Source organism: Pseudomonas sp. PDNC002 (assembly GCF_016919445.1).
Classification (GTDB): domain Bacteria; phylum Pseudomonadota; class Gammaproteobacteria; order Pseudomonadales; family Pseudomonadaceae; genus Pseudomonas.
In genome coordinates this window covers 1,026,458-1,041,525 of record NZ_CP070356.1, presented here as the reverse complement: position 1 = coordinate 1,041,525, position 15,068 = coordinate 1,026,458, and the positions used below count along the sequence as shown (strand labels likewise).

10 protein-coding genes are annotated in these 15,068 nt (G+C 66.7%); 5 read left to right on the top strand and 5 right to left on the bottom strand.

What is annotated here, in order from left to right:
- Position 1: 1 nt before the first annotated feature.
- Complete coding sequence (locus JVX91_RS04785; protein ID WP_205338249.1) at positions 2-1,159, top strand: acyltransferase; 1,158 nt, start codon at positions 2-4, stop codon at positions 1,157-1,159.
- 6 nt (positions 1,160-1,165) lie between these two features.
- Here JVX91_RS04785 and JVX91_RS04780 read toward each other — a convergent pair whose 3' ends face one another.
- On the bottom strand, positions 1,166-1,957 hold the full coding sequence (locus JVX91_RS04780) for a 2OG-Fe(II) oxygenase (RefSeq protein WP_205338248.1): 792 nt from the start codon (positions 1,955-1,957) through the stop codon (positions 1,166-1,168).
- A 78-nt stretch (positions 1,958-2,035) separates the two neighbouring features.
- On the opposite strand from JVX91_RS04780, the gene JVX91_RS04775 reads away from it, so the two are divergent.
- A complete protein-coding gene (locus tag JVX91_RS04775) occupies positions 2,036-3,874 on the top strand; it encodes a sulfatase-like hydrolase/transferase (protein WP_240201698.1) in 1,839 nt (612 codons plus the stop codon).
- Positions 3,875-3,893: 19 nt separating this feature from the next.
- Here the strand turns inward: JVX91_RS04775 and uvrD are convergent, their stop codons facing one another.
- Entirely contained in the window at positions 3,894-6,074 is a 2,181-nt protein-coding gene (uvrD, locus tag JVX91_RS04770) for a DNA helicase II (protein WP_205338247.1), read from the bottom strand.
- A 178-nt stretch (positions 6,075-6,252) separates the two neighbouring features.
- On the opposite strand from uvrD, the gene JVX91_RS04765 reads away from it, so the two are divergent.
- Positions 6,253-9,099 carry an EAL domain-containing protein gene (locus JVX91_RS04765; protein ID WP_205338246.1) on the top strand — a complete coding sequence of 949 codons (2,847 nt, stop codon included), beginning with the start codon at positions 6,253-6,255 and terminating at the stop codon, positions 9,097-9,099.
- 13 nt (positions 9,100-9,112) lie between these two features.
- Here JVX91_RS04765 and ytfE read toward each other — a convergent pair whose 3' ends face one another.
- The 3 genes from ytfE to nirK all read right to left on the bottom strand — a co-directional run bounded on the left by ytfE (position 9,113) and on the right by nirK (position 11,818).
- Entirely contained in the window at positions 9,113-9,784 is a 672-nt protein-coding gene (gene ytfE, locus JVX91_RS04760) for an iron-sulfur cluster repair protein YtfE (protein ID WP_205338245.1), read from the bottom strand.
- Positions 9,785-9,889: 105 nt separating this feature from the next.
- The gene (locus JVX91_RS04755) at positions 9,890-10,702 is read right to left on the bottom strand and encodes an SUMF1/EgtB/PvdO family nonheme iron enzyme (RefSeq protein WP_205338244.1); all 813 of its coding nucleotides are present in this window, start codon (positions 10,700-10,702) and stop codon (positions 9,890-9,892) included.
- 63 nt (positions 10,703-10,765) lie between these two features.
- Positions 10,766-11,818 carry a copper-containing nitrite reductase gene (nirK, locus tag JVX91_RS04750; protein WP_240201754.1) on the bottom strand — a complete coding sequence of 351 codons (1,053 nt, stop codon included), beginning with the start codon at positions 11,816-11,818 and terminating at the stop codon, positions 10,766-10,768.
- Between the two features lie 348 nt (positions 11,819-12,166).
- Here nirK and JVX91_RS04745 point away from each other — a divergent pair, with 348 nt between their 5' ends.
- The gene (locus JVX91_RS04745; RefSeq protein WP_205338242.1) at positions 12,167-14,347 is read left to right on the top strand and encodes an outer membrane assembly lipoprotein YfiO; all 2,181 of its coding nucleotides are present in this window, start codon (positions 12,167-12,169) and stop codon (positions 14,345-14,347) included.
- Between the two features lie 5 nt (positions 14,348-14,352).
- The gene (locus JVX91_RS04740) at positions 14,353-15,060 is read left to right on the top strand and encodes a DUF3142 domain-containing protein (protein WP_205338241.1); all 708 of its coding nucleotides are present in this window, start codon (positions 14,353-14,355) and stop codon (positions 15,058-15,060) included.
- The last annotated feature ends 8 nt before the right edge of the window (positions 15,061-15,068 follow it).

Sequence of the window (15,068 nt, the reverse complement as noted above, 5' to 3'; positions counted from 1 at the left end):
CATGAGTGAGCTCGCTGACGCACGGGCGGGGCTGCGCCAGCCGGCGAGCTATCTGCCCGAGCTTGAGTCGCTGCGTGGTTGGGCGATCCTGCAGGTGGTGGGTTTCCACTACTTCGGTATCCTCGGACTGGCCACGCGGCCGGACAACCCGGCGTGGGTGACCCTGCTCGGCGGCGGCAACAGCGGTGTCACGCTGTTCTTCGTGCTCAGCGGCTTCCTGCTGGCGCGGCCGTTCCTCGCGGGCCTGCGTAGTGGTGAACAGGTCAGTATCCGGCGCTTCTATTCGGCGCGTTTCTTCCGCATCGTGCCCTTGTATTACGTGGCGGTGCTGCTGGCCTGGGGGATGACGCAGAAGGCGGTGACCTTCAAGGCGCTGCTGTTCATTCCCATCGGTTTCCAGGCGTTTCCCTTCAGCGTGCCCTGGTGGTCGCTGTGTACCGAGATCCAGTTCTACCTGCTGCTGCCGTGGGTGATGTGGCTTCTGCGCTTCGCTGCCGGCCGCTGGCTGGTGGCGCTCGCCGTGCTGGGCTGGGCGGTGGCGCATGTCTACCTGTTTCATTCGCCGGGCTGGCTGTCGCCGACCAACCCCTGGGAAAACTCCCTGTTCGGCCGCGCCGGCGCCTTCTTCGTGGGAGCCGCCTGCGCGGCGTTCAGCCTGAGCCAGCGCTACCTCTGGCTGCGCGAACGTGGACTGGTCGCCCTCGCGCTGCTGGCTGGCTGCCTGGTCGGTCTGGGGCGGCTGTGGCTATGGTTCTCCCTCACCGGCGAGCGCAACGCTCTGCAGGCCCTGCCGATGTACCACAACATCGAAGCCTTGCTCTGGGGTGGGGTGATGCTCGGTCTGTTGACCCTGGGCTGGCGGATCAAGCGAGTGCTGGCCAACCCGCTGCTGGACCACTTCGGGCGGATTTCCTACTCGCTCTACCTGGTCCACGTTCCACTGCAGTTCTACTGCCTCTACCCGCTGAAAGCCGCCGGCATGACGCTGGACAGCAACCCCGACGCCTACCTGCTGCGCATCGCCGTCAGCCTGGCGGCGTCCTGGGGACTGGCCTGGCTGAGCTATCGCCTGGTCGAGATGCCGTTCCTGAGGCTCAAGTCGCACCTGGCGACCTACTCCGGGCGCGCCCCCTGGGCGCGCCGAGCAGCGGATGCCTGACGTGGGTCAGGCCGGTACATCGCGCCAATGCGTGGCGAAGCCTGGCTCTGCTTCTCCCTGCGGACGCCCGTTGGTGTAGTAGTACAGCGCCAGGGAACGGCGATAGACACCGTCGGGGCAGGTCAGCGGTTGCGGGTGGCCATGGAAGGACTGGGACGTGGTGCTGAAAACCACGCAGCGGTTGAGGATCGGCAGAACGCGTTGCGGCGGGCCGGCCATCTGCGGGTCCCACAGCTCCAGGTGTCCGCCGTAGGATTCGGACCATTCTTCGTTCAGATAAATCAGCACGTTCAGGCGTCGATCCAGGCCGAAATCGCGGTGCGTGGCGAAATCGGTGTGGACCTTGAGAAAGCCGCCACGGGAGATCTGGTGGATGCCGGCCCCGCGCAGGTTGGGGTCGGGAATCAGGTTGGCGATGCCGCTGAGCGTGGCCAGGTAATCGAGGAATCCATGGGAGTTGAGCTCCCAGAACAGTTGCCGGTAGGTCGGCGGCATCTGCAGGTAATCCCGGATGTTTCGCTTTTCCTTCTGGACATATTCGCCACTGGATTTATCCGTGTGCGAAGCGTTGTTCCAGAGTGGGTTGTCCTGCTCTTTCGGGTATTCTTCGAGCAGTTTTTGAATGGTTGTCGATGGCAGGAAGTTGTCGATGACGATATGCGGGAACGGCGAGTTGCCTTGATAACGTGGGGCCTGCTCGACGACCCGGCGCGCCAGGTCCTGATAGTCCAGCAGCAGACCGTTCGACGTGGTCTCGGCTGAAGGCGTGCTTTTTGGGGTGAAAAGCTTTCTGAGCATCTTCCGGGGATTCGCTGAATGTTGTTCTTTTCGATGCGCGCGACGTCGTCGCTCGCTGCCCGTATAGCCTGTGCGCTGATGATTCTGCTTGCCAGCATGGCGTGCAGCAATGCTCAGGATCAATCCTCACGACCGAATATCCTGTTCATCCTGGCCGACGACCTGGGCAACAACGACATCGCGTCCTGGGGTGACGGCCAGGCGCCGACACCCACGCTGGACCAGCTGAGCCAGCAATCCCTGCGCTTTCGCCAACATTATACTGACAGCACCTGCTCGGTCAGCCGCGCCGCGCTTCTGACTGGCCGTGCGCCGGTGAACATCGGCTTCGAGCCTGACGGCCTGGGCCTGTCCCCTGATCTCGATACGCTGCCCAAATCCCTGCACAAACTGGGCTACAGCACCCATCACCTGGGCAAGTGGCACGTTGGCGAAGGATTGGAGTACCTGCAGATACGCCCGAACCACCAGGGTTTCGACGACTGGTTCGGCATGCTCAACCACTTCGTCCTGCAGGGGCCTGATGCCAATGGCAAACTGATCCGCCGCAAGCCGACCTTCAACGACCCTTGGCTGCAACGCGATGATGGCCCGCCGCAGCAGTACAAGGGGCATCTGGACGACCTGCTGACGGACCGTGCCATCGACCTCATCCAGAACGGGCGGGTCGACGGCAAGCCTTGGTTCATCAACCTCTGGTTGTTGTCGCCGCATCATCCGTTCGAGCCCTCCGACGCCTTCCGCCGGCAGTTCCCCGATACCGACGAAGGACGCTATCTAGCGGTGCTCAAGCAACTCGATCACAACGTCGCGCGCTTGCTGGAAGCGCTCTCTCGCAGCGGGCAACTGGACGACACGTTGATCGTCTTCACCAGCGACAACGGCAGCCCGAATCTGGCCCGCGACAGCAATTACCCACTGACCGGTACCAAGGCCACTTACTTCGAAGGCGGCGTGCGTGCGCCGCTGCTGATCATGTGGCCGGGACATACCACCGGGCGGGATGTGGTCGGCGTTTCACGCATCACGGACCTGTACCCGACCCTGGTTGGCATGGTTGGCGGCGTACCGCCCAAGGGACTGAACGGGCGAGACCTGTCTGCGCAATTGAACGCCACTGCGCCGCTGCCGCCGGTGGGCGCGCAGTACTGGGCGGCGGACGTGATGGACTGGGGCATGACCTATGCCGGCCACCTACCCGGCCGTGGGCTCTTCTACCGCAATCTTTTCGCAAAGCTGGAGAGTCGACCGGTGACCGGTCCGATCGGGGCTCCGGCAACGGCCCCTGCGGTCTCGACGACCTTCAATCACGAGGAGGCCTCCAGCCTTATTGGAGCATGGGAGCGTAAAAACCGTCCGGTGCCGCTGCAATGGCATCCGGCCGAGGGCGCGCGCCCGGCATACGCGTCGGGCAGGGACTTTCAGCGCTCGCCGGTGTTCGGTGGGTTCAGTCTCGGCCTGGCAGCCACGCGTAGCGTGGGCGCAGGCCGGCAGATACTGGTGGATCAGCCGGGCATCTGGAGCCTGGCCCTGGAGCAGAAGCGCCTGGTGGTGACGCACGGCGCGCGGCGCTTCCAGAGCGAGCCGGTGGCCTTGCGAGAGGGCTGCAATAGCATCGTGACCAGTTTCAACATCAAGCCCGCGTCGAGCTTCCCCTTCCCTGGGCCGGAAAAAGGCCTGCTGGCGATCTACCTGAATGGGCGCGCGGTATTGAACGCTGATCAAGCCATGCCGCGCGAAGTCAGCGCAGAGGCCATGGCGGTACCGACCTACATCGGCGCCGCCGCCGACGGCAGCCAGCGCTATGGCGGCCGCATCGGGCCACCGCAATTGGTGGGCAAGTACCTGCTGCCGGAGCAGGACGGTTATCGCCTGGCGGACATGCAATCCTCACTGTGCCCCGGCGCGACCCGTTGAGAGGTGGTGAGCCGGAGGCCTAGACGGCCTCCAACTTCGCATACCCCATCATCAGCCACTTGCTGCCCTCGCTATCGAAGTTCACCTGCACCCGTGCCTGGGCGCCGGAGCCTTCGAAGTTGAGGATCACGCCGTCGCCGAACAGCGGGTGGCGCACGGACTGGCCGAGGCTGAACGGCGTGTCCGGCACGCTGGCGCCGCTGAACAGGTTGCCGCTGCGCTGGTTGCCCGAGAGCGGGCGGCTCACCGAGTTGGACAAGCGTACTTCCTGGATCAGGCTCGGCGGGATTTCGCGGACGAAGCGCGACACCTTGTTGTAGGTCTCGCTGCCATACAGGCGGCGGGTTTCCGCGTAGGTCATCACCAGGCGTTGCATGGCACGGGTGATGCCGACGTAGGCCAAGCGGCGTTCTTCTTCCAGACGGCCGGGTTCTTCCAGGCTCATCTTGTGCGGGAACAGGCCTTCTTCCATGCCGGCGAGGAACACCAGCGGGAATTCCAGGCCCTTGGCGCTGTGCAGCGTCATCAGCTGCACGCTGTCCTCGAAGGCGTCGGCCTGGGTGTCGCCGGACTCCAGCGCAGTGTGGTCGAGGAAGGCCACCAGCGGCGGGGTGTCCTCATCGTCCGGGGTCTCGAAGGCGCGGGCGGCGCTGACCAGTTCTTCCAGGTTCTCCACCCGGGCCTGGCCTTTCTCGCCCTTTTCTTCCTTGTGGTAGGTGACCAGGCCGGACTGCTCGATGACGATCTGAGTCATCTGGTGCAGCGGCATGCCTTCCACTTTCACCGCCAACAGGTCGACGGTTTCCAGGAAGCCGTTGAGTGCACTGGCAGCGCGGCCGGCAACGGCCTTGGCGGCGATCACGTCGTTGATCGCGCGCCACATGGAGGTGCCATTGTGGCGCGCAGCGTTGCGGATCGCCTCGACGGTCTTCTCGCCGATGCCGCGTGGCGGCACGTTGATCACCCGCTCCAGCGCGGCGTCGTCGTCGCGCAGGCGGATCAGCCGCAGGTAGGCCAGGGCGTTCTTGATCTCGGCGCGCTCGAAGAAGCGCTGGCCGCCGTAGATGCGGTACGGGATCTTCTCCCGCAGCAGCGCCTCTTCCAGCACGCGGGACTGGGCGTTGGAGCGGTAGAGAATGGCGATCTCGCTGCGCTTGAGGCCGTCCTTGCGCAGGGCGTCCTCGATGGTTTCGACGATGTAGCGCGCTTCATCGTGCTCGTTGAAGCCGGCATAGAGGGTGATCGGGTCGCCGTCGACGCCGTCGGTCCACAGTTCCTTGCCCAGGCGCCCGCTGTTGTTGGCGATCAGCGCGTTGGCGGCCTTCAGGATGGTCGCAGTGGAGCGGTAGTTCTGCTCCAGGCGGATGTCCTCGGTGCCGGCGAAGTCGTCGCCGAACTGCTGGATGTTCTCGATCTTCGCGCCGCGCCAGCCGTAGATCGACTGGTCGTCGTCGCCCACCACCATCAGGCTCTCGCCGCCCTTGCCGAGGAAGCGCAGCCAGGCGTACTGCACGGCGTTGGTGTCCTGGAACTCGTCCACCAGGATGTGGCGGAAGCGCCGCTGGTAGTGCTCCAGCAGGCTCGGGCGGTCGCGCCAGAGGTCCAGCGAGCGCAGCAGCAGCTCGGCGAAGTCCACCACGCCGGCGCGGGCGCAGGCGTCTTCGTAGGCCTGGTAGACGCTGACCATGGTCGACAGGTAGAGGTCGCCACCGGCCTGGATATTCTGCGGGCGGTTGCCCTCGTCCTTCTGGCCGTTGATGAACCACTGCGCCTGGCGCGGCGGCCAGCGCTGCTCGTCCAGCCCCATCTCGCGCACCACGCGCTTGACCAGGCGTAGCTGGTCGTCGCTGTCGAGGATCTGGAAGTTCTCCGGCAGTCCGGCTTCCTGCCAGTGCGCGCGCAGCAGGCGGTGGGCCAGACCGTGGAAGGTGCCGACCCACATACCCGCCGGGTTGATCCCCAGCAACTGCTCGATCCGCGCGCGCATTTCGGCGGCGGCCTTGTTGGTGAAGGTCACGGCCAGGATGCTGTGCGGCGAGGCGTTCTCGACCTGGATCAACCAGGCGATACGGTGCACCAGCACGCGGGTCTTGCCGGACCCGGCGCCGGCGAGCACGCGCTGGCGCCCCAGCGGCGCGGCCACGGCCTGGCGCTGCGGGTCATTGAGGGAGTTGAGCAGGTAGGAGATGTCATCGTTCATGGGTCGGCATTCTACCGGTGGGCTCGAAACCCCGGCAAACCGGACCGCCGTCCGGCGGATTCCCGACGAAAGTTGGGCAGGCAGCCGGCCAATTGCCATCTGTGATGCTGTTAGCAGGACGCCGTCCTCGGTTATGCTCCGCCGACTCTTAGGCCAGAACCTACAAGAAAAACCGCCTATGACCGCTTATGTAGAGCCTTCGGCGATCCCGGTGAGCCATGCCGAGATCCGCCAGCAGTACGCTCACGAGATCGCTGTCGAACGCACTCGCCTGCTGTATCAGGGGTCGCGGGTGCCGACGCTGCTGATGCTGCTCAACGGGTTGGCGTGCGCCGGCCTGCTGTGGGAGGACGTGCCCGTCGCCCGCCTTTGCGGCTGGCTGGTATGGCTGGTGCTGCTTGCCGTGCTGCGCCTGATCCAGGTGTCCGCCTTCAATGCGGCCTCCGTCGAGCGCCAGGCCAGCCCGCACTGGCAGCGCACCTTCCTGTTCGGCGCCGGCGCCTCCGGCCTGACCCTGGCCTTCGCCGCCATCGCGCTGGTGCCGGCGGATGCCTTCCTCCAGCAATCCCTGGTATTCGGCCTGATTGCCGCGGCGATCCTCTCGGCCAGCGTGGCCTACGCCGTCAGCCTGCCGGCTTTTCTCACCTTCGCCTTGCCCTGCCTGTTCCCGTCGATTTCCTACCTGCTGATCAGCGAGAACCCGCTGCAGCAGGGCTGGGGCGTGCTCGGGGTGATCCTCCTGGCCGCGTTGCTGGTGGTGGCCTGGCAGATTCATCGGCTGGTCCACACCAGCCTGCTGCGGCGCTTCCAGGCCCAGGCGCTGGTGGCGCACCTGGAGCGTGCCAAGGCGCAGACCGAAGCACTGAACCAGGACCTGGAGCGCGAAGTCGAGCAGCGCCGGCGTGCCGAGCGCGAGCTCTGCCGCGCCCGTGACGCCCTGCAGGAGCGCGTGGAGGCGGGCAGTGCGCAGCTCAGCCATACCGAGGCGCGCCTGGCGCTGGCGCTGGAAGCCAGCGAGCTGGGCCTGTGGGACTGGAACCTCTTGACCGACGAGGTGCACCACTCGCACCTGCAGGAAATCTTCGGGATCGCCCAGGAGTCGGTGAAGACCGTGCGCAACGACCTTCGTCCGCGCCTGCATCCGGACGATGTGCCGCTGCTGCGCCGCGCGCTGGTCGAGCACCTGAAGGGCCGCACCGACGGCTACCGCATCGAGTACCGCGTACGTCACGCCGACGGCCACTGGGTCTGGGTCGAGGACCGTGGCCGGGTGATGGAGCGCGACGGCCACGGGCAGGTCACGCGGATGGTCGGTACCCGCGCCGACATTTCCACCCGCAAGCAGCGCGAGGAAGAACAGCGCCTGGCCGCCACGGTGTTCGAGGCCGCCAGCGAAGGCATCATCATCCTTGACCCGGACTACCGCCTGATCGCCCTCAACGAGGCCTTCACCCGCCTCACCGGCTACCGCCGCGAGGATGTGCTGGGGCATAACGTGGCGCGTCTGATGGGCTCTTCGGAGGCCTTGCGTCGCTACCAGTTGATCCGCGCCGAACTGGAGCGCCAGGGCACCTGGCAGGGCGAATTGATCGAGACCCGCAAGAACGGCGAGCTTTACCCGCAGTGGCTGCAGCTGAATGTAGTGCGCGACGGCCGCGGGCAGGTGGCGCAGGTGGTCGGCTTCTTCGCCGACCTCACCGCCCGCCGCGACGCCGAGGAGCGCCTGCGCTACCTGTCGCACTACGACGAACTCACGGGCCTCGCCAACCGCACGCTGTTCAAGGAGCGCCTGCACGAGGCCAGCCAGCGCGCGCGCCAGGAAGGCCGCACGGCGGCGCTGCTGCTGATCGACCTGGACCGCTTCAAGCTGCTCAACGACAGCCTGGGCCATGAGGTTGCCGACCAACTGCTGCGGCAGATGTCGCGGCGCATGACCCAGACGGTGCCCGAGGCGGACACCATCGCCCGGCTGTCCGGCGACGAATTCGCCGTGCTGATCGACTCCTACGCCAGCCTCGCGGCGCTGGCGCGGTTATCCAGCCGCCTGCTGGCCAAGCTGCGCACGCCGATGACCGTGGGCGGCCACGAACTGGTGGTCAGCGCCTCGGTAGGCATCAGCCTGCTGCCGGACAACGCCTGGGAAATCTCCGCGCTGATGAGCCAGGCGAACATGGCCATGCAGCACGCCAAGCACCTGGGCGGCAACACCTTCCAGTTCTTCACCGACAACCTGCAGGCCTGCACCCTGGAGCGCCTGCAGCTGGAGACCCGGCTGCGCAAGGCCATCGACGAAGGCCAGCTGGACGTCCACTACCAGCCCAAGCTGAACCTCGCCAACGAGCGCCTGGACAGCGCCGAAGCCCTGGTGCGCTGGCACCATCCGGAAATGGGCATGGTGCCGCCGGGCGATTTCATCGGTCTTGCCGAAGAGACCGGGCTGATCGGCGCCATCGGCGAATTCGTCCTGCGCCGCGCCTGCCAGCAGGCCCGCGCCTGGCAGCGACAGGGACATGAATTGCGCGTGTCGGTGAATCTCTCGGTGCACCAGTTGCGCACCGGCAACCTGGTGGACCTGGTGCGCACCGTGCTGGACGAAACCGGCTTGCCGTCACACCTGCTGGAGCTGGAGCTGACCGAAAGCCAGCTGCTGGACAACGTCGACAGCGTCACCACGACCTTCCGCCAGTTGCGCGAGATGGGCGTGAAGCTGGCCATCGACGACTTCGGCACCGGCTATTCCTCGCTCAGTTACCTCAAGCGCTTCCCGGTGGACTACGTGAAGATCGACCAGACCTTCATCCGCGACCTGTCGGAACGCGGCGAGGACGCGGCCATTACCCGCGCGATCATCGCCATGGCGCACAGCCTAGAGCTGAAAGTGGTGGCCGAGGGCGTCGAGCACGCCGAGCAGCTGCGTTTCCTGCGCGCCCATGGCTGCGACGAGATCCAGGGCTTCCTGATTGCCCAGCCGTTGCCGGCGGCGGCCTGCCTGGCGCTGCTGGAGCGGATGAAGCGGCCGGCCTGAGTGAGGCCACGGCTCAGCCCGGCTGCTGGGCGCCGACGAACAGCAGGTTGTTCTCCAGGTGGATGTGTTCCACCAGGTCGCGCCGCAGTGTTTCGAGCCCGGCATAGAGCTGGCGCCAGTCCTCGTCGGCATCGGCGGGGGCGGTGAAGGCGTCGGTCAGCTCCGCCAATACCAGCAGTGACTGCGCATGTTCGTCATGCTCATGGCGCATGACGCCGATCGGGCCCTGCACATGAGTCAGCGGAATGCCCTGGCGCAGCCAGGGAAACAGCACGCCTTCTTCCTTGCACATGTGCCATTCGAGTTCCTGCTGCATCGTCGTCAGGTGCTCCGCCAGCCCGCCGGGGCACTGTGGATGCGTGGCGTGGGCGCGCTCGGTGCGTTGCGCTTGGGCAATCAGCGCGGGTAGCTGCTGGCGATGGACCTGGTGGTAGCGCGCCAGGATGTGATCGATCAGCGGCGCACTGCCCGCCCCTTGCCAATCGGGCGCGGGCGCGTCCGCCGGCAATGCGTCGAATGCACTGATCAGTCGCTGCAGGTCCAGGTCGTGCTCGCTTGCCGCCTCGCGCAGGCTGCGTTGGCCGCCGCAGCCGAAATCCAGCCGGTGGTCATGCAGCAGCGCGACGCTGCCGGGCAGGCTCAGGGCCAGGTCGCTCAGGGTGCGGTCGGCGAAACGGTGGTTCATGGCGGGCTCGGCTCGGGCGAATGGTGGAGGCGGGCAGTCTACGGAGGTTGGCCGGGCGCCCTCGTTGATGACGGTCAAGCTTCGCGGCGGGGGCGGGCGAGCGGTTCACGGGCGCTCCCTGACCAGGCGGAACCCCAGGTTGTCCGGCGGTTGCCCGGCGGCGCACCCGCCGCCGCGCGCATCGCGGACGAAATCGTTGAGCGCCGCGCGGTGGCGCCCTTCGGCGATGCGGATCGAACATGTCTGCAGTTGGCTGAGCGGGCGGCCATCAGCCTCGAGAGCGACCCGCTGGTGGCAGCTTTGCGTCCACTCCCAGACGTTCCCCGCGAGATCCGCCACCCCGTACTCGTTGAGGCCGTGGCTGCCGCGTGGTTGCACCTGCGGCGCGTCGACGGTGCGTGTCTCGGCCTCGAAGCTGTAGCGGGCGAGCCAGCGACGGGCCGGATTGCTGCCGTCATCGTCGATGCGCAGCGCATCGTCGGCCCAACGCGACCCGGCGAAGAACGCCCATTCCCGATCAGTGGGCAGGCGCCAACGCTGGCGAGTGCGGCGCGACAGCCAGTCGGCGTAGAGCTGCGCATCCAGCTGGCTGGCGCCGGTCAGGGGAAGGTCGGCGCCGGACGTGCCGCTGCCATCCAGGGGCGGGCAAACGCCCTCGGCCACGCAGCGCGCGTACTCGCGCCGGCTGACCTGGTATTTCATCACCACGAACTGCGGCTGCAGGTACTCGCGTCGGGCGGGCGCATCAATGGCGCGCTTGCCCTGCCAGTAGTCGCCGGCAGGGCGGAAGGTGAAGTCGCGCGCGGCCAGCTCTACGGTTTCCGGCGCCAGTTCCGGGTCTGCGCCGGGGGCCTGGAGAAGGATCGTCACGCCGATCAGCAACGCGGCGGGCAGGCCGATCAGGAGTTCCTTGCGCATCGCGTAGCTCCCGCAGCATGGCCGGCCCGTCGGGCCGGCCGGTGACCATGGCGGATCGGCCCTTCAGCGGATCGGCGACGGCGGTTCGACCTGGCTCATCAGGTCGGAGTCCCACTCACCCTCGACCTGGAAGTGCGCGGTGGCACCCAGCAGCACGCCTTCGATGAGGTTGTGGTTGAGGTAGGCGTACAGGCCCGGCTGGCGGAAGGTGTAGAGCGCGGCACCGGCCGCGCCGCCGGGGATGAACCAGGTTTCCAGGTCCTGTTCCGGCGGGTTGCTGAACTTGCCGCTGGCCCAGACGTGGTCGCCGTGACCGCCAATCAGGTGTGGACGCGTATCGCGGTTGGCCTGGGAATGGACGATCAGCACGGTCTCGCCCACCTTGGCGGTGAGCGCGTTCTTGCCGGTCAACGCGCCGACGTTGCCGTTGAAGACGATGTGGCTGGGGATCAGACCGCGCATGACCTGCTGCATGTCGGCGAAGCCCGCGGCGGGCGAGGCGTAGCGCTTGAACTTGCCGTCCTTGTCGCGCGGTACGTAGAAGTCCTGCTCGCCGATGTAGACCACCTTGTCGTAGCCCAGCGGCTTGCCGGCGCGGTCTTTCAGCCCGTCGCGCGGCAGCACCATGATCGCGCCGTTCATGCCCGAGACCACGTGCCAGGGGATCATCGCGCCGCCCGGTGCGCAGTGGTAGACGAACACCCCGGGTCGTGTCGCCCGGAACCGCAGCCTGACCTGCTCGCCGGGGCTGACGATGGTCAGCGCGCCGCCGCCCAGTGCACCGGTGGCCGCGTGGAAGTCGATGTTGTGCGGCATGCTGTTGGTGGCCGGGTTGACCAGGGTGAGTTCGACGTAGTCGTCCTGGTGCACCACCATCAGCGGGCCGGGTACCGAGCCGTTGAAGGTCATGGCGTGGACCTCGGTGCCCTGATCGTCGAGGATCAGCGTTTTCTCCTCGATGACCATGCGGAATTCGACCACTTTGGGCTTGCCCGTGGCCCGCGCCTCGTGGGCATGTACCTGCGGCGGGGCGAGCAGTTCGACCTGCACGCGCTCCAGCGCGGACAGGTCCGGGGCCGGGCGCCCTTGCTTCGGCGCCGATTCGCCGGCGGCCATGGCCGTCCTTGCGCCCAGCAGCGAGCCGCTGACGCCCAGTACCACGGCGCCGGCAAGCAGGGTGCGGCGCGAAACGGACATCTCTTCCTGATCGTGCATCGTGATCTCTCCGTGTCAGACGAAACCGTTCGTCGAGCGCAGAAATACCCCTTGCCGAGCCATGGACTTTTGAGCGGCGACAACTTCCCGGATTGCCGGACAACGTGTCGCAGGGGCGCTATGCCGTAGAGCGCGTTTACAGTCTTGTGCCGAAGGAGGCGGGCAAGTGTGGTTGCGGCGAGGTAAGATTCTCCCTCTGTGCCAATGCGCTGCGCCTTGGGCGCGCGCTCCAACGGACAAGGACCTTTCATGCGTCTGTACGGACTGACCCTGCTGGCTCTGGTCGCCGGCTGCCTCGGTGTGCAGGAAGCGCGCGCGAGCAGCGACGACTCCTGCTACCCGAGCTGGAACCTCAAGCGCGACACGCTGGATGTCTGCAACAACTTGCCGTTCCTCAGTCCGGGCAACGACAGCCGGGTCAATCTGCAACTGCTGCTGGCCGACGCCGGGCAGGCGAGCATTCCCAACCGCGCACTGTCCGACGACGAACAGCAACTGGGCTATGGGCAAGTGCCGTTCCCCCTGGCGCGCTGGCTCGATGGCGCCGCGGCGGGTGACGCCAGCGACAGCGCGGCGACCGCCAGTACCGCGCAACTGGCCGACCTGATCGCGCGCATCGGCCTGCCGGCGGACAGCCTGCCGGCTTCCTCCGATAGCTTCGCCAGCGGCGAAGGCAGCCGTTGCCGCAGCAACAATGCACTCACCGCCCAGGATTTCCTCGGCCAACTGTTACTCGCCGACCGCCTCGCCGCCAATGAGCGCCAGGAACTGGCCCGCGCGCGCCTGACGCTGCTCGGCGCCTGCCAGTGGGACGAAACCCAGCTCAGCGTGCTGCTCCCCAACGACCTGCAAGGCGCCCCGGCCAAGGCTTTCCGCACCTACCTGAAGGGCGCGGCGGACTTCTACAGCGGCCGCTTCGGCGAGGCGCTGAAATCCTTCCGCGCGTTGCAGGACAGCGACCAGCCATGGCTGCAGGAAACCGCGCGCTACATGGTCGCTCGCGGCCTGCTCAACCAGGCGCAGCAGAACGCCTTCGACGATATGGGCTACCCGGATCTGCGCAAAGTCGACAAGAAGGTTCTCGGCCAGGCCGAAGCCGCGCTGGGCGACTATCTCAAGCGTTATCCACAGGGTCAGTACAGTGCCTCCGCCAAGGGCCTGGTGCGCCGGACCTACTGGCTGATGGCCGATGAAAGCCGATTGGCCGGCGAGTATGCCGAACTGTTCGGCCGCGACGATGGCGATGCCGATCTCGCCCAACTGGTCCAGGAAGTGGACAACAAGCTCCTGGTCACCGCGCACCCGGCCGATGTGCGCGATGCGCGCCTGCTGGCGGTGCTCGACCTGATGCAGATGCGCCACCACGAGCCGAACGAGCCCCGCGCCCTCGACGTCGCCGGGCTCGCCGGACAGAAGGAGCTGTTCGCCAAGCAACCTGGTTTGCACGACTACCTGACGGCGGCTTACCAGCTGTACGTCGCGGAGAATGCCACCCAGGCGCTGAAATCGTTGCCGGAAGAACTGCCGTCGAAGCTCGACTACCTTGCCTTCAGCCAGCAGACCCTGCGCGGTTTCGCCCTGGAGGCCGGCAACGACTGGATCGGTGCCGAGAAGCTCTGGCTGCGCCTGCTGCCACTGGCGGAACAGCCCCTGCAGCGTGACCAGCTGGAGCTGGCGCTGGCCTTCAACTACGAACGTAGCGACCGCCTGGTGAAGGTCTTCGCCGAAGGCTCGCCGGTGCACACGCCGATCATCCGCGAAATCCTCCTGCGTCACGTCGCCGGCCCCGACCTGCTGCGCCAACAGGCGCGCTCCGCCAGCATCTCGGTGGAGGAGCGCGACACCGCGCTGTTCGCCCTGCTCTACAAGGACCTGCTGCACGGCCAGTACCAGGCGTTCATCGACGACCTCGCGCTGCTCCCCACCGACGGCAGCGGCAAGCCGCTGGGCGCCAGCATCGGCTATCTCTACGGCAGCCTGCCGCTGTCGCTGTTCCAGTGGCCTGGCGGCAAGAACGACAGTGGCTACGAGTGCCCGGCCATCGTCGACGTCGCCCGCGATCTGTTGCAGAGCCCGCAGCCGCCCAGGGCGCTGAACTGCCTGGGTGAATTCATCCTGCGCAACAACCTCGACGGCTTCCCGCTGGATACCCAGCCCAGCGAACGCGAACTGGGCGGCGGTGAATCGCTGTTCCCCGGCACGGCCTACTCGCGCATGGACGGCTACCTCAAGGTCATCGCCGACAAGCAGGCGCCGGACGACGACCGCGCCTACGCCCTGTTCCGCGCGATCAACTGCTACGCGCCCAGCGGCTTCAATGGCTGCGGCAGCCAGGACATCGCCCCGGCGCAGCGCAAGCAGTGGTTCCGCGCGCTCAAGGGCCAGTACGCCGCCACGCCTTGGGCCAAGTCCCTGAAGTACTACTGGTAAGCGTCGTGCGCCGGGCCGTTGCGTTGGCGCTGGCGTTGCTCGCGGGCAACGCCTCGGCGGCCGGCGTGGACGCCGCCGAGCACGATGCCTTCTGGCTCTGGAGTGGGGTGGCCGCGCAGCCGGTGCTGGCCCAGGCGCGCACGCTCTATGTGCTGCAAGGGCAAGTCAGCGCGCCGCGCCAGAAGGGCGGCCGTGCCCGCCTGATCGCCCAGGGCATCGCCATTCCGCGTCTGACGCGGGGTGAGGTCTGGGTGGTCTACCGCGCCCACACCCTGCGCTGGAACGAAGACATCTACCGCACCCTGCTGTCCCAGCTGCGCCGTTGGCGCGCGGCGGGTAATCCGGTGGTGGGCGTGCAGATCGATTTCGATGCGCGTACGCGCTACCTCAACGAATACGTCGACTTTCTCCAGGACCTGCGCAAGCGCTTGCCGCCGGAGTGCCGTCTGAGCATCACCGGTTTGATGGACTGGGGTAGCAACGCTGCGCCGGAGACCATCAATCGCCTGGCCGGCGTGGTGGACGAGGTGGTGGTGCAGACCTACCAGGGGCGCGAGACGATTCCCAACTACCAGGCCTACCTGCCGCGCGTCGCGCGCCTGCAGCTGCCGTTCCGCATCGGGTTGGCGCAGTACGGGGAATGGCAGGCGCCGGATTACCTGGCGGATAGCCGGTGGTTCAGGGGGTATGTGGTGTTTCTGCAGAATCCCTGACCGGCAGG